Origin of the sequence: Micromonospora sp. NPDC048169 (assembly GCF_040652815.1) — a bacterium.
GTDB lineage: Bacteria > Actinomycetota > Actinomycetes > Mycobacteriales > Micromonosporaceae > Micromonospora.
On record NZ_JBEZMS010000014.1, the window covers coordinates 91,736 to 115,125 of the forward strand.

Consider the following 23,390-nt stretch of genomic DNA (forward strand, 5'->3'; position numbering starts at 1 on the left):
AGGGTGCCCGGATGGATCTGCTGCGGCACCTGCGGCATTTCGTGGTGGTCGCCCGGGAACTGCACTTCGGCCGGGCCGCCGAGACGCTGGGCATGGCGCAGCCGCCGCTGAGCCAGTCGATCCAGCGGTTGGAGCGGGAGCTGGGCGTCGCCCTGTTCGACAGGTCGCAGCGCCAGGTCGGCCTCACCACCGCCGGCCAGTTGCTGCTCGGCGAGGCCGACGAACTGCTGGCCGGTGAACGCCGGCTGCGTCACGTCGCCGAGCGGGTCCGCCGGGGCGCGCTCGGGGTGCTGCGTGCCGGCGTACCCCCGGAGACCCCGGCCGTGACGTTGCGCGCGCTGCTCGACGCGCTCGCGGCCCGCGCGCCCGGGCTCGCCCTCGACCTGCACGAACTGACGAGCGCCGAGCAGCACCGGATGCTCGCGGACGGGCGGCTGGACGTCGGCCTGCTGCACCATCCGGTCGACGGGGCCGGGCTGCGCTTCGGCGAGCCGGTGGACGTACCGGTGGGTGTGCTGCTGCCCCGGTCCTCGCCGCTGGCCCGGCCTCGGGAGATCGCGCTCGCCGATCTGGCCGGCATGGACCTGGTCACCGCGCCACCGGCCACCGCGCCCGGCTGGCACGAGCATCTGCTGACCGTGTGCCGGCAGCACGGTTTCGCCCCGGCCCGGGTCCGCCCCGCGCGCAACCCGGAGTTCCTGTTCGGCCTGCTCCTGGCCGGTGGCGCGGTCGCCGTCGAGCCCGCGGCGCTGGCCCGCCGGGAACCGCGTGTCGCCTGGCGGCCGATCGCCGGCACGCCGCTGGTCCGGCGGATCTCCGCGGCCTGGCCCATCCGGGCCGCGCACCCGGCCGCGCCGATGTTCGGCAACCTCGCCACCGAGACGCTCGCCACGCCCGACGAACAGGCCGGGCCGGCGCTCCTCACCCCGGCGGCCCGGCCGTGGCCGGTGCTGTTCGAGGCCGGCCGGGACGAAAAGTTGGCCCGGTGACCTCCCGCAGTTCACCGCGATCCGGCTAACATCGCTGATCATGGATATGAAGCGCGTCACCCGCTCGCGACCCGGGCGGTTGGTCGCGGCGGTCGTGCTCGCCGTCGCGGTCGCGATCCCGCTCGGCGTGACCGGCTCCGCGTCAGCCGCGACGGCCCTCACCGTGGCGCAGGCGCTCGCCGCCCAGGACGGCCGGACGGCCACCGTCACCGGCTACGTCATCGGCCAGCCCACCGCCACGAACACGGTGCTCACCTCCGGCTTCACCGCGGACACCGCGATCGCCATCGCCGACCAGGCCGGCGAGACCGGCACCGGCCGGATGCTGTACGTGCAGGTGACGGCCGCCTGGCGGAGCACCTTCGGGCTGCTCACCAACCCGTCGCTGCGCGGGCGGCAGGTGACCGCGACCGGCGCGCTCACCGCGTACTTCAGCCACGGCGGGCTGAAGAACCCGACCTCGATGAGCCTCGGCGGCGGTGCCACGCCGACCCCGACCCCCACCGCGACCCCGGCGCCGACCGGCACGCCGGACGCGTACTACGCGAGCGCGGCCGGCAAGACCGGGCCGGCGCTGCGCACCGCGCTGCACGGCATCATCAGGGTGCAGACGAAGCTCAGCTACGACCAGGTGTGGGACGCGCTCAAGGACACCGACCAGGATCCGGCCAACCCGGCCAACGTGGTCCTGCTCTACAGCGGACGCTCGCAGAGCAAGACCAGCAACGGCGGCGGTGTGAACGACTGGAACCGGGAACACGTCTGGGCCAAGTCGCACGGCGACTTCGGCACCGCCACCGGCCCCGGCACCGACGTGCACCACCTGCGGCCGGAGGACGTGTCGGTCAACTCGCTGCGCGGCAACAAGGACTTCGACTCAGGCGGCGGCACGGTGGCCGAGGCGCCCGGCTGCTACACCGACGCCGACTCGTTCGAGCCGCGCGACGCGGTGAAGGGCGACGTGGCCCGCATGATCCTCTACATGGCGATCCGGTACGAGGGCGACGACGGCTGGCCGGACCTGGAACCGAACGACTCGGTCTCGAACGGATCCGCGCCCCGGCTCGGGCGGCTGTCGAAGCTGCTGGCCTGGAACGACCAGGATCCGCCGGACGCCTTCGAACAGCGCCGCAACCAGCGCATCTACGAGCGCTGGCAGGGCAACCGCAATCCGTTCGTCGACCACCCGGAGTGGGCGCGGGCGATCTGGGCTTGACGCCCGTCCCCGACGTGAGGAAGCGTGGCGAGCGGGTAGAGACATCCGGTTGGCACGGCCGGGGGCTGTCGCACGGACGCGCCCCCGGGCACCACACGATCGGAGATGAGGCTCTCATGGCCCCCAACGGCATTCCGGACATCCCGCTCAACGATGGCAACACCATCCCGCAGCTCGGCTTCGGCGTGTTCCAGATCGACCCGAAGGACACCGCCCGCGCGGTCGGCACCGCGCTGGAGGTCGGCTACCGGCACGTCGACACCGCCCAGATGTACGGCAACGAGGCCGAGGTGGGCCAGGCGATCCGCGCCGCCGGGCTGGACCGGGGCGAGGTCTTCGTCACCAGCAAGCTGAACAACGGCTTCCACCGTCCGGACGACGCCCGCAAGGCGTTCGAGCAGTCGCTGCGGGAGCTGAAGTTCGACTACCTCGACCTGTTCCTGATCCACTGGCCGCTGCCCACGCGCTACGACGGCGACTTCGTCTCCACCTGGAAGGTGCTGGAGGAGCTGCGCGACGCGGGCACGGTCCGCTCGATCGGCGTGTCCAACTTCCAGGTCGCGCACCTGGAACGGCTGGCCGCCGAGGCGGACGTGGTGCCGGCGGTCAACCAGATCGAGGCGCACCCCTTCCTCGGCAACGAGGAGGTGCGGGCGTACGACAAGGCCCACGGCATCCTCACCGAGGCGTGGTCCCCGATCGCGCAGGGCCGGGTGCTCGACGACCCGACAGTGATCGACGTGGCCGAGCAGGTCGGCCGGACCCCGGCCCAGGTGGTGCTGCGCTGGCACGTGCAGCGCGGCGACATCGTCTTCCCGAAGTCGACCACGCCCAAGCGCATCGAGGAGAACTTCGCGATCTTCGACTTCACCCTCGACGACACCGCGATGGAGCGGCTCACCTCGCTGGACCGGGGCGAGGCCGGCCGGACGGGCCCGAACCCGGACGAGTTCGACTACATCCCGAGCTGAGCACCGTACGTGACGGAGGGGCCCCGGGCGACGGGGCCCCTCCGTCTGCCGTCGTCGCGCTGTTGACTTCGCGCGCGCTCGAAGGGGCAGGGTGACCGGCAACGCTCCGACGGGGAGGAAGACATCCATGCGCTACCGCACCATCGGCACCGACCCGGCCACCCGCCGCGAGGTCAGTGTGCTCAGTCTCGGCGCGATGCTGTTCGGCACCGCGACCGACGAGGCCACCTCGTTCGCCATCCTCGACCGGTACGTCGAGGCGGGCGGCACCTTCATCGACACCTCGGACAACTACGCCTTCTGGCAGAACGGGGGCCAGGGTGGCGAGAGCGAGGAACTGCTCGGCCGCTGGCGGCGCAGCCGCGGGATCGGCGGCGAGGTGGTCATCGCCACGAAGCTGGGCGCCCGTCCGCTCGCGCCCGGCACCAGCTACGTGGACAACCCCGAAGGGCTGTCGGCCAAGGTGATCCGCGAGTCCGCCGAGCGCAGCCGGGAGCGGCTCGGCGTCGAGCGGATCGACCTGCTCTACGCCCACATCGAGGACCGGACGATCCCGGTGCGGGAGACCGTGGAGGGCTTCGCCGAGCTGGTCGGCGATGGCACCGTCGGGTTGCTGGGCGCCAGCAACCACCGCGCCTGGCGGGTCGAACGGGCCCGGGCCCTCGCCGCCGCGGCCGGCCTGCCCGGGTACGAGGTGCTCCAGTACCACCGCAGCTACCTCCCCCGGCGCCTGGACGTGCCGAGCGAGCTGGACCCGGACGGCGACGTCGGCTGGGTCGGCCCGGACCTGCTCAGCTACCTGCGTACCGAGCCGCAGCTCGCGCTGGTCGCGTACTCGCCGCTGCTGAAGGGCGCGTACGTGCGGCCGGAGCGGCTCGGCGAGGAGTACGTGCTGCCCGCCACCCCGGCCCGGCTGGCGGCGCTACGGGTGGTGGCCGGCGAGACCGGCGCCACCGTCAACCAGGTGGTGCTGGCCTGGCTGATGGGCGGGGACCAGCCGTCCATCCCACTCGTCGGCTTCTCCTCGGTGGCGCAGTTGGAGGAGAGCCTTGCCGCTGTCGACCTGGAACTGACCGCCGAGCAGCGGAACCGGCTGGACTCGGCCCGCTGACCGGCGCCGGGCCGGGTGGCCGATGCGCCACCCGCCCGGCGTGGCCGCGCCACCGCCAGATCGGATCTGGCGGACCGTCTGGCGCCTTCCGGGTGAGGCCGGTACGACCACGGCTCCCCGGCCTCGTTGAACAGGCGATCGGTCCGGCGGCACGCCCGTACGCCTGTCGCGGACACCGACGAGGAGAGGTAGCGATTCATGAGCAACCGGAACACCGGCCTGGCCGTCGAGGCCGAGGGCCTGGTCCGGTCCTTCGGTTCGACCCGGGCACTCGACGGGCTGGACCTGCGGGTCCCCGCCGGCACCGTCTACGGCGTGCTGGGCCCGAACGGCGCCGGCAAGACCACCGCCGTACGGGTACTGGCGACGCTGTTGCGCCCGGACGGCGGCACAGCCCGGGTCTTCGGGCACGACGTGGTGCGTGAGGCCGACGCGGTCCGCTCCCGGGTGAGCCTGACCGGCCAGTACGCCTCGCTGGACGAGGACCTGACCGGCGCGGAGAACCTGGTCCTGCTGGGCAGGCTGCTCGGGCTGGGCCGGGCGGGCGCCCGGGACCGGGCCGAGCGGCTGCTCGCCGCGTTCGGGCTGACCGAGGCGGCGGGACGGCAGGTGAAGAAGTACTCCGGCGGGATGCGGCGGCGCATCGACATCGCCGCGAGCATCCTGAACACGCCGGACCTGCTGTTCCTCGACGAGCCGACCACCGGCCTGGACCCGCGCAGCCGCAACCAGGTGTGGGCGATCGTACGGGCCGTGGTGGCGTACGGCACGACGGTGCTGCTGACCACGCAGTACCTGGACGAGGCGGACCAGCTCGCCGGCCGGATCGCTGTGGTCGACCACGGCCGGGTGATCGCGGAGGGCACCCCGGGCGAGCTGAAGTCGTCGGTCGGCGCGGGCAGCGTCCACATCCGGCTGCGCGATCCGGGGCGGCGGGCCGAGGCCGAGCAGGTGCTGCGGGCGTCGCTCGGCGTACCGGTGCAGCTCGCCGCCGATCCGGTGGCGCTGACCGCGCGCGTCGGCGAGCACGGCACCGACCTGGAGGCCGGTGCGCAGGCGGCGCGTGCGCTCGGCGAGCTGGCCGCCGCCGGCATCGTGGTGGACGACTTCTCCCTCGGCCAGCCCAGCCTGGACGAGGTCTTCCTGGCCCTGACCGACCACCCGGCCGTCCCGGCGGACGAGCGGGACGACGAACTGGAGGCGGCGCGATGAGCGACACCGCGATCACCACCGGGCGGGCGCCGTCCGTCTACGTGCCGTCCGCCGAGGCGCTGGCCACTGTGCTCGCCCCGGCCGAACGACCGGCCCGGCCCGGCCCGCTGTCGGCGTCGCTGACGTTCGGCTGGCGCGCGCTGCTGAAGATCAAGCACGTGCCGGAGCAGCTGTTCGACGTCACCGCGTTCCCGATCATCATGGTGCTGATGTTCACGTACCTGTTCGGTGGCGCGCTCGCCGACAGCCCGCGTGCGTACCTCCAGTTCTTCCTGCCCGGCATCATGGTCACCAGCGTCGTGATGATCACCATGTACACCGGGGTCGGGCTGAACAGCGACATCGAGAAGGGCGTCTTCGACCGGATCCGTACGCTGCCGGTCTGGCGGCCGTCGGCGCTGGTCGGGATGATCTTCGGCGACGTGCTGCGTTACGTCCTGGCCGCCGTGGTCATCCTCACCGTGGGCGTGGTGCTCGGCTTCCGGCCCGACGGCGGGCTGCTCGGGGTGCTGGCAGGGATCGGGCTGCTGGTGGTCTTCTCGTTCGCGTTCTCCTGGGTGTGGACGTTCTTCGGCCTGGTGCTGCGCAGCGAGAAGTCGGTGATGGGGACCAGCATGATGGTGCTGTTCCCGCTGACGTTCCTGAGCAACGTGTTCGTCGAGCCGTCCACCATGCCCGGTTGGCTGCAGGCGTTCGTCAAGATCAACCCGATCACCCAGCTCGTCACCTCGGTCCGCGCGGCGATGGCCGGCTCGATGGACGGCCCGAGCACCATGTGGATGTTGCTCTGGAGCGCGTTCTTCCTGGTCGTGTTCGGCACGCTGACGATGTACCGCTACAACCGCCGCTGACGCGACAACGGTGGCGGGGCCCGGCCGGCCCCGCCACCTCGGCGGTCAGAGCCGCCAGGGCACCGGCTCGGGCGGGCGGTACCGGCAGGCGCCCCCGGTGGTGACCGACTCGCGCAGGTGGGCGGCGAGCACCGGATGCCGCTCGTCGATGCGGCGCAGGGTGTCCCGGATCCGCCCGGTGACCGCCTTGCGCGCCCGTTCCGCCTGGTCACCGAGGCGCCGGGTGCGCCCGGCCAGCCCGGCGGCGGCCCGCAACTGGTCGAGCAGCGCGGCGCGCTCGGCGTCCAGCTCGGCCAGCCGCCGCCCGTCGTCGCGCGCCGCCGCCCGGTCGATCTCCTCGTCGAGCCGCCGCAGGTGCCGGTGGTAGCGGACCTTCGCCTCGTCGTCGAGCACCGGATCGGACCCGAGACGACGCGCGGCCACGAGTTCCGGACCGGCCGCCGGGTCGAGCAGTTCGACGGCGGGCACGTCGACGCCGGGCCGGCCCAGCAGCAGCCGCAGGTCGTGCAGCCCTTTGGCGTCGGGCAGGTGCACCACGACGCCGTCGTACGCGAGACGCCACACCGGCCCGTCCGGGCGGAACTCCGGCCCGGCCACACTCGCGCCCGCGCCGGGGTCAGGCGACCGCCCGTGGACGGCACCGGCCCGGAGCAGGCCCGACGCGGCCCGCCGGCCGGCCGGCGACGACGCGGCGACCAGGGCCGGAGCGCCCGCGCCGGACCGGAGCGCCACGGGTGCGACCATGGCGGACGCGGCCGGGGCGGGATCTGCCGCGCCCAGCCGGTCGACCACCTGGACCATGCCCAGCGCCCGCGCCTCGGCCACCGTCTCGGCACGTAGCCGCCGCGCCTCGGCGGCGTCGCCCGGCCCGTCGCGCCCGGCGAGCGCGCCCACCAGAGCGGCCCGGGCCAGCACCGACCAGGGTCGGGCGCCCAGCCGGTCGGCGGCGTCCCAGGCCGCCGCGTAGCAGTCGACAGCGTCGTCCCACCGGTCCTCGGCCGCGTCCACAGCGCCCAGCCACAGGTCGACCGGGCCGACGATGTCGCAGCCGAACAACGCCGCCGCCCACTGCCCGCGGTGCGGGGCCAGGTCGGCGCGTACCGCCGCGCACCGCGCCGGGTCGCCGTCCACTGCCGCAGCCTGCGCCCGCAGGCGCAGCCACAACGGCGACACCGGCCGGGGGTACGCGGTTCCCGCGGCCTCGATCGCGGTGGTGAGCCGCAGCACCGTGGTCGCGTCGCCGCGCTCGGCCGCGGTGATCGCCCGGAGCAGCTCCACCTGCGGGTGCCCGGTGCCCACCCGGTCGAGCACCGCCTCGGCCTCGGCGAGGCGGCCGTACAGCAGCAGAATCGACCAGCGCACGTGGTGCGTCATGAAGGCGTGGTCGGAGTGCCCCGGCTCGCGGTAGCTCTCCGCCTCGGCGAAGCCCGCCTCGGCGGCGGCGAGGTCACCGTGGAAGGCGGCGATGATGGCGGTGTCCACGAGCGCCGCCACTCGCTGCCGGGCGACGTCGCCGCGTCGCGCGCCGGTCACGAACGCGCTCAGCTCGTGCCGGTAGTCCGGGTCGCTCAGCTCCAGCAACGCGACCCAGCGCAGCGCGGTGGCCCACAGCTCGGTCTCCCGGTCGCCGCCGCGGCGGGCCACCTCCCGGATCTCGGCGGTGACCACTGCTCGCTCCTGCGCGGTGCCGAGACCCCAGGTCGTGTCGTGGCGGGCCCACAGGCTGAAGGTGAGCGCCTCGTCGTCGCGGCCGTGCCGGGCGAGCGTCTCGGTGGCGGTGATCAGGTCGGTGACCAGCGCGCGTACCGGCCTTTCCGGGTCCGGCTCCGCGATCAACCGCCGGTACGCCTCCCGGACCAGCTCGGCGGCGTCGAGCCGGCGGCGGGTGGCGGAGTGCTGCCGGTGGGCGATGAGCGCCACCCGGGTCAGCACGCCGGGATCCGGCAGGTCCCGGGCCAGCGCGGCGGCCTCGGCCAGCAGCCGCTCCACCTCGGCCGGCGGGCCGGCGTGGTGCAGCAGCCCGGCCAGTTCCAGCAGCACCCGGACCCGCCGGCCGGGCTCGCCGGTCAGTTCGAGCGCGCGCCGGTAGTGCCGTACCGACTCGTCCACGGCGATCCGGCCCCCGGCGTCGCGGGCGGCGGCCAGCAGCAGGTCACCGGCGCGTTCCGGGTCCAGTTCGGCGCCGGCCAGCCAGGCGTGCCGGGCCAGGTGGGCCGGGCTGAGCGCGCCGGCGAGCGCGTCCGACCGGCCGGCGGCGCGCACCACAGCCGCGTGCCGGGCCCGCCGTTCGTCGTCGGCGAGCCCGTCGTAGAGCGTCTCGCGGACCAGGTCGTGCACGAAGACGAACCGGCCGCCGTCGCGGGGCAGGACCAGCCGGGCCGCGGCGGCGCGGCCGAGCAGCCGGTCGACCTGCGCTACCGGAGCGGGTACGCAGGCCGCGAGCGTCCGCCCGTCGAACTCGCGGCCGAGCACCGCCGCCACCGTGAGCGCCTCGACCACCGGGGCTGGCAGTTGGTCGAGCCGGCGGCGCACCACCTCCCGGACGCCCGGGGCGACGGTGTCGGTCAGGCCGTGGGTGTGCCAGAGCCGGGCGGTCTGCTCCACGAAGAACGGGTTACCGCCGGTGCGCCGGTGCACCTCGTCGACGAGGCTCGCGTCGGGCTCCCGGCCGGCGGTGCGGGTCATCAGCGCGGCCACCTCGGCGCGGCGCAGCCCGGTGAGCGTGACGGTGGTGGCCTTCGCGGTCAGCGGCAGCAGCAGCCCTCGCAGCGGGTGCTCGCCGGATTCGACCTCGGCGTCCCGGTAGGTGCCGATCAGCAGCAGCCGCTCGAACCATGCGTGCTGGGTGACGAACCGGAGCAGCCGCAGCGACGCCGGGTCGGCCCAGTGCAGGTCGTCGAGGACCACGGCGACCGGGCGGTGCTGGGCGACGGCGACCAGGGCTGCGGTCACCGCGTCGTGCCTGTCGAACTCGGCCCGGCCCTCGTCACCGGCGAGGACACCGTCGCCGCCGCCCCCGTCCCGGACGGCGTCGCCGCCGGGATCCCTGTCGCCGTTCGGACCGCCGCCACCGGGGCCCGGCGATCCGGTGGCGGGGCGCTCGCCGAGCAGTGCCGCCAGCCCGGCGTCGGCGGCACCGGCGACGGCCGGGTCGTCGGCGGAGCGGGTCAGCCGGCGCAACACCTGAAGCCACGGCCAGTAGTCGGGGGCGGTGTCGGAGTCCCAGCAGGCGGCGCCGAGCACCAGCGCCCCGCCGCGGCGGGCCTCGTCGGCGGCGGCCGAGACCAGCGTGGTCTTGCCGATGCCCGGCTCGCCGCCGACCAGGACGAGGCCGCCGTGGCTGTCGACCAGCCGGGCCACCTCGGCACGCAACAGCCCAGCGTGATGCTCCCGCCCGATGATGTGTCGGCCGAACCCCGGCTCCATGACCTCACGACGCTAGTCGAGGGGTCCGACAAGGATTGTCGTTCAGACCCGCGCGTCGGTCACCACGTGCGAGCACGCCGGGCAGGCCGCCGGTCCCTGTTCGGCGAACCAGCGGCAGGTACGCCGGATCGCGCACTTCGGGAGCGCCTCCTCGGCGGGCGGGGCGACCTCGGCGTACGAGGCGGTGAGCCGGGCGCCCAGCCCGCAGTGCGAGCCGGTCCAGAAGCCACAGGACGAGGTGACGCACGGGCCGGCGAGCCGGGCCCGCGACTCTATCGGCTTCTCGGAGTCGCCGAGCCCGGCGAGCGCCACCTCGGCCGGTACGGCCGGGGTCACGTAGGCCACCCGGCCCGCCGGAGTGATCATGCCGAGGAACACCGTGGCGTTCGACGCCGGGGTGCTCGGGCACATCCGCTCCGGCGTGCCGGCCGGCGGGGCGGTGTCGGTCACCGCTGGATCCAGAACCCGATGTCGTTGATCTTCTGCCCGAGCTCGTCGGCGAGCGGTCCGTCGATCACCCAGAGCCCCTTCCATTCGCCGCGCAGCTTGATGTTGCCGTGACCGAGGGTCAGCGGGTTGGTCAGCCTGGCATCGGCGGTACGCAGGGCGGCCAGGCCGGCCTTCTGGATCTCCGCGGCGATCACGTTGTGCTGCTCGGGGCTCAGGTCGACGCCGTCGACCACGAAGCGGAACTCGTTGCGGGCCATGTGCTTCCTCCGGTCACTCGTACGATTCGGTGCCCAGCCCGCGACGCAGGCTGGTGCGGGTGAAGGCCGCCCACCCGGCGTGCGAGGCGGCGGGCGTGCGGTGCCCGGTGCGGGCGAGCACCCGGGCGGCGTGCTCCGCCCAGCGGTCGGCGGTAGCCGCCGCGTCGCCCCACAGTTCGCGGCAGGCGGCGACAGCGAAGGCGACCTGTTCCGGCGACCCGGTGAACCCGGCGGGTCCGTCGGCGACCCGGATCGTGCCGTCCGGGCGGACCCGCACGCTCGGGAAGTGGTGGTGCAGGCTGGCCAGTGTGGCCAGGTGGGTGGTGTCCCGCCGGCCGGCGGCGAAGCCGGCGCGCAGCTCGTCGTCGCGGCGGTACCGGATCGCGTGCAGGACCAGCGCGTCGCCGGCCGCCTCGATCCGGGCTACCACCTGCACCGGCACGCTCCACGCCGACGGTGAGTTCGCCGACCAGAACGCGAGCCAGGCGGCGAGCCGGGCGTGGAAGTCGTCCTGGACGGCGACCGCTGGCGCGGATCCGTCGGGCGCGCGCAGCGCGGCGGTGGCGATGCGGTCCCGGGAGACGAGCGGCGCCGCGGCGCGGCCCGGGGCGGCCGCGGCGCCGGTGGTGGAGGCGACGGTCAGGCCGGTCAGTGTGACCGCCGAGGCCGCCGCAGCGCCGGCGAGCAGTCGCCGGCGGTTGAGCGGGTGTCCGTTGTCGTTCATCGTCGGCCCTTCGTCGACGGCAGTGGCCCGACGCTATCGACCGGAACAGATCAGTTAAACACCCTGCGTGACGGGAGATTGACAGGAATCCCACGGATTCCCGGCGGCGTGAACGACGGTTCCTGTGCCGCGTTCACGTGGCGGTGGAGGGGAACCGTTCGTGTCCGAGTACGGCGAGCAGCCGCAGCTTCTCCTCGTCCTCGCTGCGCGGCGCGGCGGTGAGCACCAGCAGCGCCTGCGACTGGTCCTCGGTGAACAGCACCTGGCAGTCCAGCTCGATCGGCCCGAGTTCCGGGTGGATCAGTGTCTTGTGGTCGGCGAAGCGTTGCGCCACCTCGTGCCGCTCCCACAGCTCGGCGAACTCCCGGCTGGCGGCACAGAGCGCCCGCACCAGCTCGCCCGCGCGGGACCGGGGTCCCATCGACCCGTACGCGGCACGCAGGTTGGCGACCTGGGCCCGGCTCTGCCGGTCGCGGTCCTCCACCGGGTAGCGCTCCCGCTCGGCGAGGTCGGTGAACCAGCGGTACACCTCGCTGCGGGCGAGCCCGGTGTGGCCGGAGCGGTCCCCGAGCAGCGCGGCCGCCAGCTGGTTCTGCGCCAGCGTCTCGCCGAGGTCGGACAGGATGAGCGCCGGTGTGTCGGACAGCCGGTCCAGCACCCGCAGCAGCGCCGGCGCGACGTGGCCGGTGGTGGCGACGGTCTCGGGCGGGCTGTGCCCGGCGACCCGGAACAGGTAGGCGCGTTCGTGCGCGCTGAGCCGCAGCGCCCGGGCCAGCTCGCCGAGCATGTACGGGCTCGGCTGCGGGCCGCGCCGCTGCTCCAGCCGGGTGTAGTAGTCGGTGGACATGGCGGCGAGCGACGCGACCTCCTCCCGCCGCAGGCCGGGCGCCCGGCGGCGGGCGCCCTCGGGCAGCCCGACGTCGCCGGGGCGCAGCGTCTCCCGGCGGCGGCGCAGGAATTCGGCCAGGGCTTGGCGGTCCATGATCCGAGTATCCGCCGTACGCCGCCGGGAACCAGGGATCCGCGATCCCCCGATCCGGGATCTCTTCACCCGCGCCGCCGCGCACCGCAGGCTTGGCGCATGGACATCTCCGGAAACACGATCTTCATTCCCGGCGCCACCAGCGGAATCGGCCTGGCCCTGGCGCTCGCCCTGCGGGACCGGGGCAACACGGTGATCGTCGGAGGCCGGCGTACCGGGTTGCTCGACGAGATCGCCGCCGCGAACCCCGGCCTGGACACCGTCACGATCGACACCGCCGACCCGGCGAGCATCGCCGCCGCCGCCGACCGGGTGCTGGCCCGGCACCCGGACCTCAACGTCCTCGTGACGATGGCGGGCGTGATGCGGATCGAGGACTGGCGCTCGCCGGACACCTTCCTCGCCTCGGCCGAGGAGGTGGTGACCACGAACGTGCTCGGCCCGATCCGGCTGATCGCCGCGTTCGTCGAGCACCTGCGGCAGCGCGACGACGCCACCATCCTCACCGTCTCCTCCGGCCTGGCGTTCGTGCCGCTGCGGGTCACGCCGAGCTACAACGCCTCCAAGGCGGCGATGCACATGCTCAGCGAGTCGATCCGGCTGAACCTGGCCGGCACCGGCGTACGGGTGCTGGAACTGGTACCGCCCGCGGTGCGCACCGAACTCCTGCCCGGCCACGACACAAACGAGACGGCGATGCCGCTGGACGAGTTCGCGTCCGAGGTGATGTCGCTGCTGGAGGCGCAGCCGGACGCGACGGAGATCCAGGTCGAGCGGGTGAAGTTCCTTCGTCACGCCGAGGCGCGTGGGGACTACGACAAGGTCGTGGCCGCGATCAACGCGGCCGACCCGCACGCGTCCACCCCTTGATATCGATAGACGGCTATCTATAGGCTTGCGGCGTTCCGCTCACCCCCCATCCCAAGGAGTGTGAACCATGCGTCAGCCCAAGCTGTCCCGGATCCTCGCCACCCTCGCGGCCGCGACACTGGCAGCGCTCGGCGCGGTAGCCGTCAACCCGGCTCCGGCCTCCGCCGCCGTCCGCAACGTCTGCTACAACATCAGCCAGGCCGGCCCGTTCGCCAACACGGCGGTGCAGGCGGCGGCGATCTGGAACAACTACACCAACAACATCAACATGGCGCAGTGCGGGTCCAACCTGCGGATCACCTACACCTACGGCGGCGGCTCGTACGCCCAGCGCACCAGCCTCGGCAACGGCCGCGTGGTGATCGACTACAACCAGGCCCAGCAGTACTCGGCACTGCGCATCATGACGCACGAGATCGGCCACATCCTCGGCCTGCCGGACAACTACAACGGCAACTGCGCCATCCTGATGTCCGGCGGCAGCGCCGGCACGAGCTGCACCAACCCGTACCCCAGCTCCGCCGAGGCCTCCCGGGTCGACTCGCTGTTCGGCTTCGCGGCCCGCAGCGCGACGCCCGCCCAGGTCTTCACCGGCAGCTGGCCGGCCGCCGCGACGGTGGGCGCCCAGCGCTGACGGCACGGTGACGACGGGGTCGGCGGGTCACCGCCGGCCCCGTCCGCGCGTCCCGCGCCGTCCCGCCGCCTTGTCCGGCCTCCCGGCCGCCGCCTTCTCCGGCTTGCGGCCACCCGCGCGCCGGCCGGACGCGGCGTCGTCGGCGAGCGCCGCGGCGCGGTCGCTCAGTTCCTCGACCCGCTCGCGGAGCCGGCGCACCGCCCCGGCGTCTCCGTCCAGCCCGGACACCTCGTCGAGCAGGCCGACGTAGTCGGCGGCCAGCCGCCGGTAGGCCGGGGCGACCGGCCCCGCGCGCCCGTCCAGGTCGATGATCTGCTGGGCGAGGACCGCTGTGGCGGCGCCGAGCGCGGCCCGCTCGTCGGCGCGCGCGTCCCGCCCGGCCCGCCGCGCGTCGGCCAGCCGGCCCGCCCGCCGGCCGCCGAACCAGAGCACCGCCGCACCGGCGACGACCCCGGCCACCGCGCCGCCGGCCAGCAGATACCGGGGCAGCGACGGGCTGATGGTACGAGCACCGTCCGGCACCAGACCGGCCCGGACCAGCCGGTCGTAGTTGAGCACGATCACCTTGAGCGCCTCGACCGGCCGGTCCACGAACGCGTCCACGCCCCTGCCGATGGTGGTCTCGGTGACCACGGCCCGGCCGAGGTCACCGCCGAGGCGGGAACAGCCGTAGGTGTCCCAGTCCTCGCCGTCGCGGCTCATCGCCAGCACCAGCGTGCCCTGGGCGGCGCGCTCGGTGTCGGCGCACGCCTCGCGCAGATCGGCGCCCGGTTCCATGATGAGCACCACCAGCCGCCGGTTGCCGATGACCCGTTCGGCGGCGGCCCGGTCCAGGTCCACGCCGGGGGCCGCGTAGACAGACGAGCCGCGCACCTGCCGGGCGACCGGCCCGTCCAGGATGCCACCGGTCCACAGCGCCCAGCCGGCCAGCGCCAGGCAGGCGAGCGCCGCCCGGCCGAACGCGGTGCCGATCAGGCGGCCGAGCAGCCGGCGCGGACCGGTCGCCGCCACGCCACGAGGGGCCACCGCCCGCCCGGGCCGGTTCGCGACGCGGCTCACGACAGCCTCGCCCGCAGGTAGACGTCCGGCCGGTAGCCGGGCATCCGGACGTCCCGGGCCACGTCGTCCAGCTCGGCCGCCGCGTCGGCCAGCAGTCCGCGTACGTGCCGGTCGGGCAGCCCCTCGTCGAGCGCGGCCCGGGCCGCCCGCAACCGGCCCACGCCCCGGACCAGCGCCGGATCGCTGCGTGCGTCGGTGAGCAGCGACAACTCCACCGCCAACGCGGAGAGCCCGGCCAGCCGGGCCGTCGTGCCGGCGGGACCCACGTCGGCCGGGCTGCCGCCGGACCCCCGCACGGTACGGATGGACAGCACCACGAAACCCGCCACGCAAACGGCGAAGAGCCAGGGCAGCGCCGGCAACGCCACCCGCAGCGGGTCGAACGGCCGGTACGGCAGCGGACGGTCGAACAGCCCCGCGTACCGCACGTCGGTGACCTGGGCCAGGAAGGTGCCGAGCACGTTCTGCTGGGGGTAGGCGTACCGGCCGATCCGCGCGCCGAACTGGGCGTAGAAGCTCGCGGTGGCCACCTCGGCGAACTCCGCCGCGCCCGGACCGTGGTACTCGATCCAGTCGCCGTACATCACCACCAGCGGCTGGTCCGGGGCGAGCCGGTGCAGCGCCGGCCCGTACGCGGGCAGCGGCTCCCCGTACGGCTGGGCGGGCAGCACCACGAACCAGGCCCCGTCCGGGAACGCGGTGCCCGCGGCCTTCTCCGGCAGCCGGGCCAGCGTGGCGCCGGGGCCCACGTACCGGCCGGTGGCCCGCAGCGCGGCGACCACCGGAGCCAGCTCCGGGCCGGCCGGTTCGCGCCAGCGCAGGTCGTCGCGATCCGGCGGGAGGGGCTGTTCGTGCAGCGTGGCCAGCAGCGTGAGCAGCGGGCCGGTCACGTCGCGGGTGGCGAACCGGGCCCGCCAGCCCGGCACGTCGTCCGGCGAGGCCACGTAGATGCTGCCGCTGACCTCGGTGCCGACGATCCGGATCTCGGCGTTCTCCACGTCCTTCACCCGCCGGCGTTCGGCCTCGTCCAGACCGGGCGGGGCGACCAGGATGCGGGTGCCCCGGTCACCGATGGCGGCCCGGACCCGCTGCTCGTCCCAGCGCGCGACCGCACCCGGCAGCCGGACCACCGGGTCGGCCGCCACCAGCGCGGTCATCTCCTCGACCGAGGGCACGCTCGCGTCGCTCAGCTCCCCGGCCGAGCCCTCGGGCAACGCGGCGCTCGACGGGGAACGCCCGTAACTGACCTCCACGCTCTGCCGCTGCGCCACCAGGAACACCACGAGCACTGCCGCCGCGGCGGCCAGCAGCGACCAGCGCAGCAGCTCCCGGCGTACCCCGGTCATCGCCCGGCCCGCCACAGCTCGTCGGCGCGGCGGGCGTGCTCGGCCGCCGCGCGGGCCGCGTCGGCGCCGCCGCCCCCGGCGGCGAGCAGCTCGGCGCGGGTCAGCAGCCGCTCGGCCTCCGGCACGGCCACCGGGGCGGCGTCCCGGCTGACCGTGGCGTCGTGGATCGCCGCCCGCGCCGACGACCAGGCGACCCGCCGGCCGTCGGCCCGGGCGCGACGCCGGGGCAGCAGAACGGCGAGGAAACCGGCGGCCACCGCCACCAGGCCCCCGCCCAGCCAGGGCAGCACGCTCGCGGTCATGATCCATGTCTAACGCACCGGCGCCAGCGCCGCGCGCCGAGGCGGCGGTGCGGCGCCTACGACGACGAACGGCCCTCGTTGAAGCCCTCCATGAACCCGCCCGCGAACCCGGAGACGACACACCCCGCACAGCACAGGATCACCAGCAGCGCCGGCACCGTCACCCAGAGGACGACCGCCCACCTGCTCATCCCCTCGCTCGGCTGCTCCACGTACGCCGGCGGATAGTACGGCTGCTGCTGGTACGGCTGGTGCTGGTACGGATCCTGCTGGTAGGGGTCGTGAGGATGCATCCGGCCATCGTGCCCACCGCCCGGAAAAGCCGGAAGACCCGAACGGTCCGCCGATGATGCCGCGACGGCCCCTCGTCACGCCCGGTGCGCATCGAGGTGGGTCAGCACCGTCTGGTTGGCCTCCCAACCGTCCGGGAACTTCACCGGCACGTCCAGGTGCACCCGCTCGGTCGACGGGTACGCGTCGAGCAGCTCACCGATCCCGGCCCGCGCCACCACCACACAGGCGTGCCGGTGCCGCGACGCGAGCACGCAGAGCCGCCCCGACTCCAGGTGGAACGCCGTGGCGTCACGCCGGCCGGAGAGCGGGTGCAGCACGATCGTCACGTCGTACTCCCGGCCCTGGAGCCGGTTTGCGGTGTCCACGGTGATGCCCGCCCCGGCCGCGCCCAGCCGGGACCGGATGGCCGCGACCTGGTCGCGGTGCGCGGCCCCGACGGCGATCCGGTCCGCGGTGACCGGCGCCCCACCCGGCGCGGCCTCGCTCACCGCGACCGCGCCGCGCGCCAGCACCCGCAGCGCCAGCTCCGCGCAGGCCGCAGCGGCCTCGGCGTCGGTACGCACGGTGTGCCGGGCCGGCAGTTCGTGCAACGCCCAGCCGGTCGCGGCGGCCACCTCGACCGACGCGTCGTAGGCGTCACCCGTGCCCGGCTCGGTGAACGTCAGCGCCCGGTCGGCCGGCCCGGTCCCGGCGCGGAACCCGGTGAACGGGTAGAACGCGGCGGACACCACAGGCGCCGCCGAGTCGGGCAGCCGCCACGACACCGGCAGCCGGTGCACCGGCAGCTCCGGGTTGTGGCGCAGCAGCGTGGCCACCGCCGACTGCATCGGGTCCCAGGTCAGACCGGTCCAGCGGAACGTCTCCACGGTGCTGAACGGATCGAGCTGCCCCGGGTCACCGACGAACAGCGCCCGCTCGAACCGTCCCGCCACACGCAGCAGCGCGTCCGCGCGCATCTGGTACGCCTCGTCCACGATCGCCCACGGCCAGCTGCCCTCGGTGACAGTGGCCCACTTCGCCGCCGTACCGATGGTGACCGCCGGACCGCCCAGGTCGGCGACCTTCGCCGCGACCCGGACCGCCGGGTGGGCGGTGACCCGCTCGGTGGGCCGGTAGTCGGTCGCGGAGAGCCGCCCGACGCGCAGCTCCGGCGCCTTCCGGCCGAGCCGGTCGATGAGGTCGTCCACCTGCTCGTTGGTCTGCGCCACGATCATCAGCGGGTCGCCGGTGGCGGCCGTCTCGATCGCGGCGCGGACCACGAGGGTCGACTTCCCCGCGCCGGGTGGCGAGTCCACGACGACGCCGCGGTGCGTGCCGTCGCGCAGATCCCGCAGCACACGCTGGATCACCTGCTCGGCTTCGTGCAAGGAAGGGCCCCCTTTTAACGTCTCCGGTAGAGGCGGGGCCCCTTCTTAACACGTGCCGGGTAGGACTCCGAGCATGAGGGCCGAGAGTGGTAGCCGTCACGGAAGGCTCGCCAACGAGCCCCGCCGCCCGTTGTAGCGTCAGCGACACCCGATCGATCCGCCAGCTTAGGGAGAACCGGTGATCAGGACTCGCGGCTTCGAACTCGCGGCGTGGCAGGCCGACGCCGTAGAAGCTTGGGTCGGTGACGTCGGCGGCAGGCATCGAGGAACGCTTGAGATCGTCACGGGCGGCGGCAAGACCCTGATCGCGCTTGCTTGCGCCGCGCGCGCCGCCGAACGCGATCCCCACCTACGACTGGTTGTGGTTGTTCCCACCGAAGCACTGGCCATGCAGTGGCGGACCATGCTCGAACGGTTCACGAGTCTGGAGCAAGCCGACATCGGGCTGCTCGGCGCCGGGCACTCCGCTGAGCTCCACCGCTGCAGGGCACTGGTGGCCGTGCTGAACACCGCCGCCAAGCAACTACCGGCCGCGGCGCACGCCGCACAACCGCTGATGCTGGTCATCGATGAATGCCATCGTGCGGGAGCGCCGACCTTCTCCCAGGTCCTGCAAACCGAGGCCGCATATCGGCTCGGGCTCTCCGCCACCCCAGACCGCGAGGAACTGGACGAGGCAGGCCAGCCGTTGCGCTATGACGAGCAACTCGTCGGTCAGCGCCTCGGGCCCGTGGTGTACCGCTACACCCTGCGCAATGCACGCGTCGACGGCTGGCTGCCGGATTACGAAATCCATCACCACGGCGTCCAGCTCACAGACGGGGAGCGACGCGAGTACGAGAAGATCAGCCGCCAGGTGGATGAACTCGCAGACGAACTACGTTCGCTCGGTTTCGAGGCGGGGCGGGTACAACAGTTGCAGCGACGTGGGGGTGAGGTGGCGTCGGTTGCCCGCAAGTACATAGCCGTGACATCCCGCCGAAAGGACCTGCTGTACCGGGCCACTGAGCGCAGCCGGGTGGCGCACCGGATCATCGAAGACAGCCTGGCAGCGGGTACGACCCGACGGGTGCTGCTGTTTCACGAGCGGGTCGATGAGGCGAAGCATCTGTACCAGCTTCTGCAGCGAAAGCTGACGGATTCGTCGGTCGCATTGGAACATTCCCGACTGAGCGCCCGGACTCGGACGGAAGCGCTCGACGCCTTCCGGAACGGCCGTGCTCAGGTTCTAGTGTCCGTGAAGTCGCTGGTAGAAGGCATCGACGTACCTGAGGCAGACCTCGGAGTCTCGGTAGCGGCCACATCCAGCGTTCGCCAACGGATCCAGGCACTCGGCAGAGTGCTGCGGCGCCGCTTCGACAGCCCCGCCGCGCCTAAGCATGCTGAGATGCACATCATCTACGTGACGGGCACGGTGGACGAGCAGATCTACGCCAAGGAGGACTGGGCCGACCTCACCGGGGAGGGCGCCAACCATTACTGGCGCTGGCCCAGCGAGGCCGGCCAGGCAAAGGAGCGCATGCCCGGGCCGCCGGCCACCCCACGCCTGACCGAGCAGCAGGAATGGGAGCGGCTGGGGCGGCGTGCACCGAGCACACCGGTCGAGTGGCAGGGCGTGTTCAGCGGCCAGGAGTATTCGGTCGACACCCTCGGCACCGTCACCAATGTCTCGGGTGCGCTGATCCGTAACCCCCAGCACGTCGCATCGCTGGTTCAACTGGTCCGAGGCCGCCCCGGTGGGCGCTTCCGAATCACCCCCGCTCATCGCCTCGTTCTCGTCTGGGGAGACGGGCCAGCCGGCACCGTCCCCTATGTCGCTGGGCAACTCACCGACGATTTCGAGGCGGAGCCGCGGGATGCTCCCGCGACGGCGACTGTCATGGATCCCAGCAAACTTGCCCCCGGGACGCCGCTGCTCGGGCCGGTCGACAGAAAGGGTGGCGCTTTCCGTCTTCGGCAGAAGAGGGGCGGTGTCATCGAGCGACGCCTGCCAGGCGGAGTGACGGAGTTCGCTCGCACCGACGACGCAGCACCCGCAGATCTCGTGGAGAACGCGCAGCGAGCACTGGACGCGTGGCGTCGGATTTTTGACAGAGGAATCAGCTTCTTTGTCAGTAGCGACGGTCAGGCATGGTACGTCGCCGACAGCCGACGGCACTTCCTCGCCTACGTACCGGGTGGCTTTTCATGGCCGTCTTGATGAAGCCCGATCCGACCTATGGCCATCCGTAGCAGGAGTACGGCCAGCAACGAGAGCAATCCTCACTCTCATGTAGACGCTCGTCGCTCATGGGTCATAGGCTCGCCCAGCGTTCGGCGGCACGGCAGCCATCCGTGCCTCCCGCGTTGATCTGACCCACCATCTCAGGAGCGCACGTGTTCCAGCTGTACCCCGTCCTGTCGCCGCCCAACAGCAACAAGGATGCGAAGTACTCAATCGTTCGCGGAGACGACGGCGATTGGGAGGTTCGGCTGATTTACCGTGACAGCAATGGTGAGCACCTGCGGACCAACAATCGACACAAGAAGCTCATCGCCAAGGTCAACGAGATCAAGGAGCAGCAGAGCCAAGGGCGGCCCGGTGGCATCTTCTACATCAATGAGTTTCGCCACGTCCTGGTGCCCCATACTGGCGAGGGCTACATCTACGCCGGAACACATCGGAAGTTGCTCGACTTCGACTTCTTCGGGCGGACACTGAGCCCTGCCGCGCCGTCGAGCCTGGCTCCGGGGGACCGATGGCCGGGGCCGCACGTCGGAATTCGGCACGTACTCGCCTCCGGCGGCGACGACATCTACCGCGTCGTCGGAACCATCAAACACGGCTCTCGCAAGGAGTTCCTCTCGGCCGCGGTGGGACAGGAGGCGGCCCGGAGACTCGCCCACCGGTTGAGGAGAGTCAAGGGATACCAGGGCGGCCGGTTCTATATCAACGAGGCCAGGGAGTTTTTCACCCCGGTTGGTGAGGGCTCTCGAGGCGTCTCGTACATCTATCTCGGTGCACTCGGCGATGAGCCGTGGTTCGCCGCGCCGTTGACGGGCGATCGCAGGTAGCGCGGAGTCACGCTGACGCGTGACTCCGCCGAGCCTACGGCTTGCGGGCGAGCAGTCCGACGAAGGTGTGGTAGGTGTCGGTCTGCTGCGGGGCGGGCGCGTCCGGGTCCGGACGCCACTCCGCCAGCGGCACCAGGCCCGGCTCCAGCACCGTCAGCCCATCGGCGAAGGCAAGGATCTCCTCGTCGGTACGCCAGCGGCCGGTGCCGAGCGACTCGTTGAACACCCGCTCGACCTCGCGGGCCTTGCGGGAACCCTCCGGATCCCGCTCGCCCGGGTCACGGAAGTGCGAGATGGCGACGTAACTGCCGGACGGCAGCGCGTCGATCAGCGCCGCCGCCACGGATCGCGGATCCTCGTCGTCGCCGATGTGGTGCAGGATCGCGAACAGCAGCAGACCGATCGGACGGTCGAAGTCGAGGAACCGGCGGACGTCCGGATCGTTGAGGATCTCCTCCGGCTCCCGGATGTCGGCCTGGATCACCGTCGCGGTGCCCTCCGCCGCGAGCAGCGCCCGCCCGTGCGCCAGGACGATCGGGTCGTTGTCCACGTACACGACCCGGGCGGCCGGGTTGTGCTCGATGGCGACCTCGTGCACATTGCCCTGGGTGGGCAGGCCAGACCCGATGTCGAGGAACTGGTCGATGCCCGCCTCGGTGACGAGATGGCGGATCACCCGGCGCAGGAAGGCGCGGTTCGCCTGGCCGGCGGCCGCCCCGTCCGGCGTGATCTGCAGGGCGTGCTCGGCGACCTTCCGGTCGACCTCGAAGTTGTCCTTGCCGCCCAGGAAGTAGTCGTAGACCCGGGCCACGCTGGGAATGGTGACGTCGATTCCGGGCGGTGCGGCCTTGTCGCGGGTCACTGGCGTCTCCAGACTCCGTGGACGGTTCCGGGCGTTTTCGGGGAGTGTAGCGACCGTACAGGGTGGATGGTCGCCCGGTTTGGGATCGCTCCCAGCGGACCGGCCCGTCACCAGGACGAACGCCAATCGACACGCCGAAGCAGCATCGGAGTCAGCGCAGCTCCGTTGCCCCGCACAGCCCGCCGTGACCATCGCGCAATCGGCAGCGCTCACCGTCGGACAGCCGCACATCGCACCAGAGCCGGTACCGCACGTGCTGGGCGTCCTCCTCGCTGAGCGTCGTCTCACCGAAGTCGACCGCATCCAGATGCCCGAGCGAACGGGCGAGCGCGGTGGCCAACTCGGCGGCGGCGTCGCGGCACGTCAGCGTGGTCGGCAGGTGAATGATCCAGCGCGGCTCACTCATCGTGGCCGCGTCGCCGGCAGCCGTTGTGGCGGGACTGCCACTGCCGCAGCGCCTGGCGGACCCGTTCCGACTCTGTGCGCGCCGTGGTCAACTCCCGGTGCAGCCGGTCGATCTCGTCGGCGACCCGGCACAGGTAGTCGTGCACCTGCGTCGGGTCCAACCCACGCCAGCGGGTGTCGAACACCGCGCTGCGCACCTGGTACGCCTGCACCCGCTCCCCGGTCACGTAGATCACGACGCCACCATCGCAACCGCCACGGCCTCGTCGGGCAGCCCGGCCGCGGTGAGCGTCGCCCTCCCCCACCGGGCCAGCCGGCAGGGGTACGGGACGCGCTCGCTGCGGCACAGCGGCCCCTGCGGCCAGTGCTCGGGCACGTGTACGCGCACCGCAAGCGCGGCGACGAGCAGATCCTCGTCGGTGACGGGGATGAGGACGGGGAAGTCGGCGAGTACGGGGGACATCGGCAGGCGCCTCCGGGTCGGGTCTCGTGGAGTGGCGCCGGGGCGGGCGGGGACGGCGGAAGCCGCGATCGGGGATGCGGTGCCGCCGGAGCCCAGCACCCGCCCCGGGCCATGAGCCGACCTTCAGTCCTTCTCGGCAGGCGGCGCATGCCCTGTTGATCGTGGCCACCATGCGTCCAACACATACGGTCAGTAATCGAGACGAAACAGTCGATGATATGCACGGTGCGTATACCGGGCCGCTCCGCAACGGGTTGAATGACTAGGCTCGACTTCGGACACAGGTTCTCCGCGAACGGCGAGGTTGCCGGTGACACCTGCGAACTGCCCCCGCTGCGGCGGCCGCCTGGCACGCGACAACGGTACGGGACGCTGCGCGCCCTGTCAGGCCGCCGAACGTGACCGCCTCAGCACGCCGCCCGCCGTACCCGATTCGTTCTGGGACCATGAGCCGGTACGGACGGCGCTGGCCGGGCGGCACCTCGGGCGGGTGATCCGTGCGTACCGGCACCACCCGTACCACGGGCGGAGCCCTCTGCCGCAGA

Annotated in this window: 24 protein-coding genes; 10 read left to right on the top strand and 14 right to left on the bottom strand. The window is 72.9% G+C overall.

Annotation, left to right across the window (positions count from 1 at the left end):
• The first annotated feature begins 11 nt into the window (after window positions 1-11).
• From AB0D28_RS15080 to AB0D28_RS15105, 6 genes are all read left to right on the top strand, one after another.
• Window positions 12-989, top strand: a complete 978-nt coding sequence (locus AB0D28_RS15080) for a LysR substrate-binding domain-containing protein (RefSeq protein WP_357386034.1) — start codon at window positions 12-14, stop codon at window positions 987-989.
• Between the two features lie 40 nt (window positions 990-1,029).
• A complete protein-coding gene (locus tag AB0D28_RS15085) occupies window positions 1,030-2,205 on the top strand; it encodes an endonuclease (protein ID WP_357386036.1) in 1,176 nt (391 codons plus the stop codon).
• 116 nt (window positions 2,206-2,321) lie between these two features.
• Window positions 2,322-3,176: an aldo/keto reductase gene (locus AB0D28_RS15090; RefSeq protein ID WP_357386038.1), complete on the top strand. Its 855-nt coding sequence runs from the start codon at window positions 2,322-2,324 to the stop codon at window positions 3,174-3,176.
• Between the two features lie 127 nt (window positions 3,177-3,303).
• The gene (locus tag AB0D28_RS15095) at window positions 3,304-4,287 is read left to right on the top strand and encodes an aldo/keto reductase (RefSeq protein WP_357386040.1); all 984 of its coding nucleotides are present in this window, start codon (window positions 3,304-3,306) and stop codon (window positions 4,285-4,287) included.
• A 198-nt stretch (window positions 4,288-4,485) separates the two neighbouring features.
• Window positions 4,486-5,499 (top strand): ATP-binding cassette domain-containing protein, encoded by a 1,014-nt coding sequence (locus tag AB0D28_RS15100; RefSeq protein WP_357386042.1) that lies wholly within the window; start codon window positions 4,486-4,488, stop codon window positions 5,497-5,499.
• The gene (locus tag AB0D28_RS15105; protein ID WP_357386044.1) at window positions 5,496-6,350 is read left to right on the top strand and encodes an ABC transporter permease; all 855 of its coding nucleotides are present in this window, start codon (window positions 5,496-5,498) and stop codon (window positions 6,348-6,350) included. The genes AB0D28_RS15100 and AB0D28_RS15105 overlap by 4 nt, the downstream gene beginning before the upstream one ends.
• A 45-nt stretch (window positions 6,351-6,395) precedes the next feature.
• Here the strand turns inward: AB0D28_RS15105 and AB0D28_RS15110 are convergent, their stop codons facing one another.
• The 5 genes from AB0D28_RS15110 to AB0D28_RS15130 all read right to left on the bottom strand — a co-directional run bounded on the left by AB0D28_RS15110 (window position 6,396) and on the right by AB0D28_RS15130 (window position 12,189).
• Window positions 6,396-9,776, bottom strand: a complete 3,381-nt coding sequence (locus AB0D28_RS15110; protein WP_357386046.1) for an AAA family ATPase — start codon at window positions 9,774-9,776, stop codon at window positions 6,396-6,398.
• 42 nt (window positions 9,777-9,818) lie between these two features.
• Window positions 9,819-10,226 carry a hypothetical protein gene (locus AB0D28_RS15115; protein WP_357386048.1) on the bottom strand — a complete coding sequence of 136 codons (408 nt, stop codon included), beginning with the start codon at window positions 10,224-10,226 and terminating at the stop codon, window positions 9,819-9,821.
• Window positions 10,223-10,483, bottom strand: a complete 261-nt coding sequence (locus tag AB0D28_RS15120; RefSeq protein ID WP_357386050.1) for a hypothetical protein — start codon at window positions 10,481-10,483, stop codon at window positions 10,223-10,225. The genes AB0D28_RS15115 and AB0D28_RS15120 overlap by 4 nt, the downstream gene beginning before the upstream one ends.
• A gap of 13 nt (window positions 10,484-10,496) precedes the next feature.
• Window positions 10,497-11,207, bottom strand: coding sequence for a hypothetical protein (locus tag AB0D28_RS15125; protein ID WP_357386052.1), 711 nt, complete (start codon window positions 11,205-11,207; stop codon window positions 10,497-10,499).
• 133 nt (window positions 11,208-11,340) lie between these two features.
• A complete protein-coding gene (locus AB0D28_RS15130) occupies window positions 11,341-12,189 on the bottom strand; it encodes a helix-turn-helix transcriptional regulator (protein ID WP_357386054.1) in 849 nt (282 codons plus the stop codon).
• Between the two features lie 99 nt (window positions 12,190-12,288).
• Between AB0D28_RS15130 and AB0D28_RS15135 the strand changes: the two genes are divergently transcribed.
• Window positions 12,289-13,059 (top strand): SDR family NAD(P)-dependent oxidoreductase, encoded by a 771-nt coding sequence (locus AB0D28_RS15135; RefSeq protein WP_357386056.1) that lies wholly within the window; start codon window positions 12,289-12,291, stop codon window positions 13,057-13,059.
• Between the two features lie 67 nt (window positions 13,060-13,126).
• Window positions 13,127-13,693, top strand: a complete 567-nt coding sequence (locus tag AB0D28_RS15140; protein ID WP_357386058.1) for a snapalysin family zinc-dependent metalloprotease — start codon at window positions 13,127-13,129, stop codon at window positions 13,691-13,693.
• Between the two features lie 27 nt (window positions 13,694-13,720).
• Here AB0D28_RS15140 and AB0D28_RS15145 read toward each other — a convergent pair whose 3' ends face one another.
• From AB0D28_RS15145 to AB0D28_RS15165, 5 genes are all read right to left on the bottom strand, one after another.
• On the bottom strand, window positions 13,721-14,752 hold the full coding sequence (locus AB0D28_RS15145) for a hypothetical protein (protein WP_357386060.1): 1,032 nt from the start codon (window positions 14,750-14,752) through the stop codon (window positions 13,721-13,723).
• Window positions 14,749-16,098, bottom strand: a complete 1,350-nt coding sequence (locus tag AB0D28_RS15150; protein WP_357386062.1) for a hypothetical protein — start codon at window positions 16,096-16,098, stop codon at window positions 14,749-14,751. The genes AB0D28_RS15145 and AB0D28_RS15150 overlap by 4 nt, the downstream gene beginning before the upstream one ends.
• Window positions 16,095-16,400, bottom strand: coding sequence for a DUF6403 family protein (locus AB0D28_RS15155; RefSeq protein ID WP_357386064.1), 306 nt, complete (start codon window positions 16,398-16,400; stop codon window positions 16,095-16,097). The genes AB0D28_RS15150 and AB0D28_RS15155 overlap by 4 nt, the downstream gene beginning before the upstream one ends.
• 56 nt (window positions 16,401-16,456) lie before the next feature.
• Window positions 16,457-16,693 (bottom strand): hypothetical protein, encoded by a 237-nt coding sequence (locus tag AB0D28_RS15160; protein ID WP_357386066.1) that lies wholly within the window; start codon window positions 16,691-16,693, stop codon window positions 16,457-16,459.
• Window positions 16,694-16,768: 75 nt separating this feature from the next.
• Window positions 16,769-18,061: an AAA family ATPase gene (locus AB0D28_RS15165; protein ID WP_357386068.1), complete on the bottom strand. Its 1,293-nt coding sequence runs from the start codon at window positions 18,059-18,061 to the stop codon at window positions 16,769-16,771.
• A gap of 178 nt (window positions 18,062-18,239) precedes the next feature.
• Here AB0D28_RS15165 and AB0D28_RS15170 point away from each other — a divergent pair, with 178 nt between their 5' ends.
• Together AB0D28_RS15170 and AB0D28_RS15175 are read left to right on the top strand one after the other, a co-directional pair.
• Window positions 18,240-20,261, top strand: coding sequence for a DEAD/DEAH box helicase (locus tag AB0D28_RS15170; RefSeq protein WP_357386070.1), 2,022 nt, complete (start codon window positions 18,240-18,242; stop codon window positions 20,259-20,261).
• A gap of 176 nt (window positions 20,262-20,437) precedes the next feature.
• On the top strand, window positions 20,438-21,115 hold the full coding sequence (locus AB0D28_RS15175) for a hypothetical protein (protein ID WP_357386072.1): 678 nt from the start codon (window positions 20,438-20,440) through the stop codon (window positions 21,113-21,115).
• Between the two features lie 34 nt (window positions 21,116-21,149).
• On the opposite strand, the gene AB0D28_RS15180 is transcribed toward AB0D28_RS15175, so the two are convergent.
• From AB0D28_RS15180 to AB0D28_RS15195, 4 genes are all read right to left on the bottom strand, one after another.
• Window positions 21,150-21,977 carry an SAM-dependent methyltransferase gene (locus tag AB0D28_RS15180; RefSeq protein WP_357386074.1) on the bottom strand — a complete coding sequence of 276 codons (828 nt, stop codon included), beginning with the start codon at window positions 21,975-21,977 and terminating at the stop codon, window positions 21,150-21,152.
• A gap of 151 nt (window positions 21,978-22,128) precedes the next feature.
• Window positions 22,129-22,383 (bottom strand): hypothetical protein, encoded by a 255-nt coding sequence (locus AB0D28_RS15185; protein ID WP_357386076.1) that lies wholly within the window; start codon window positions 22,381-22,383, stop codon window positions 22,129-22,131.
• Complete coding sequence (locus tag AB0D28_RS15190) at window positions 22,376-22,618, bottom strand: DivIVA domain-containing protein (protein WP_357386078.1); 243 nt, start codon at window positions 22,616-22,618, stop codon at window positions 22,376-22,378. The genes AB0D28_RS15185 and AB0D28_RS15190 overlap by 8 nt, the downstream gene beginning before the upstream one ends.
• Window positions 22,615-22,845: a hypothetical protein gene (locus tag AB0D28_RS15195; protein WP_357386080.1), complete on the bottom strand. Its 231-nt coding sequence runs from the start codon at window positions 22,843-22,845 to the stop codon at window positions 22,615-22,617. Before AB0D28_RS15195 ends, AB0D28_RS15190 begins: the two co-directional genes overlap by 4 nt.
• Between the last annotated feature and the right edge of the window lie 545 nt (window positions 22,846-23,390).

What these genes read in the sequence shown, in the direction of transcription:
- AB0D28_RS15110 (WP_357386046.1), bottom strand. Translation starts at nt 9,776, where the DNA reads ATGGAGCCGGGGTTCGGCCGACACATCATCGGGCGGGAGCATCACGCT.
- AB0D28_RS15090 (WP_357386038.1), top strand. Translation starts at nt 2,322, where the DNA reads ATGGCCCCCAACGGCATTCCGGACATCCCGCTCAACGATGGCAACACC.
- AB0D28_RS15105 (WP_357386044.1), top strand. Translation starts at nt 5,496, where the DNA reads ATGAGCGACACCGCGATCACCACCGGGCGGGCGCCGTCCGTCTACGTG.
- AB0D28_RS15140 (WP_357386058.1), top strand. Translation starts at nt 13,127, where the DNA reads ATGCGTCAGCCCAAGCTGTCCCGGATCCTCGCCACCCTCGCGGCCGCG.
- AB0D28_RS15100 (WP_357386042.1), top strand. Translation starts at nt 4,486, where the DNA reads ATGAGCAACCGGAACACCGGCCTGGCCGTCGAGGCCGAGGGCCTGGTC.
- AB0D28_RS15080 (WP_357386034.1), top strand. Translation starts at nt 12, where the DNA reads ATGGATCTGCTGCGGCACCTGCGGCATTTCGTGGTGGTCGCCCGGGAA.
- AB0D28_RS15150 (WP_357386062.1), bottom strand. Translation starts at nt 16,098, where the DNA reads ATGACCGGGGTACGCCGGGAGCTGCTGCGCTGGTCGCTGCTGGCCGCC.
- AB0D28_RS15155 (WP_357386064.1), bottom strand. Translation starts at nt 16,400, where the DNA reads ATGACCGCGAGCGTGCTGCCCTGGCTGGGCGGGGGCCTGGTGGCGGTG.
- AB0D28_RS15160 (WP_357386066.1), bottom strand. Translation starts at nt 16,693, where the DNA reads ATGCATCCTCACGACCCCTACCAGCAGGATCCGTACCAGCACCAGCCG.
- AB0D28_RS15130 (WP_357386054.1), bottom strand. Translation starts at nt 12,189, where the DNA reads ATGGACCGCCAAGCCCTGGCCGAATTCCTGCGCCGCCGCCGGGAGACG.
- AB0D28_RS15135 (WP_357386056.1), top strand. Translation starts at nt 12,289, where the DNA reads ATGGACATCTCCGGAAACACGATCTTCATTCCCGGCGCCACCAGCGGA.
- AB0D28_RS15195 (WP_357386080.1), bottom strand. Translation starts at nt 22,845, where the DNA reads ATGTCCCCCGTACTCGCCGACTTCCCCGTCCTCATCCCCGTCACCGAC.
- AB0D28_RS15185 (WP_357386076.1), bottom strand. Translation starts at nt 22,383, where the DNA reads ATGAGTGAGCCGCGCTGGATCATTCACCTGCCGACCACGCTGACGTGC.
- AB0D28_RS15085 (WP_357386036.1), top strand. Translation starts at nt 1,030, where the DNA reads ATGGATATGAAGCGCGTCACCCGCTCGCGACCCGGGCGGTTGGTCGCG.
- AB0D28_RS15120 (WP_357386050.1), bottom strand. Translation starts at nt 10,483, where the DNA reads ATGGCCCGCAACGAGTTCCGCTTCGTGGTCGACGGCGTCGACCTGAGC.
- AB0D28_RS15125 (WP_357386052.1), bottom strand. Translation starts at nt 11,207, where the DNA reads ATGAACGACAACGGACACCCGCTCAACCGCCGGCGACTGCTCGCCGGC.
- AB0D28_RS15095 (WP_357386040.1), top strand. Translation starts at nt 3,304, where the DNA reads ATGCGCTACCGCACCATCGGCACCGACCCGGCCACCCGCCGCGAGGTC.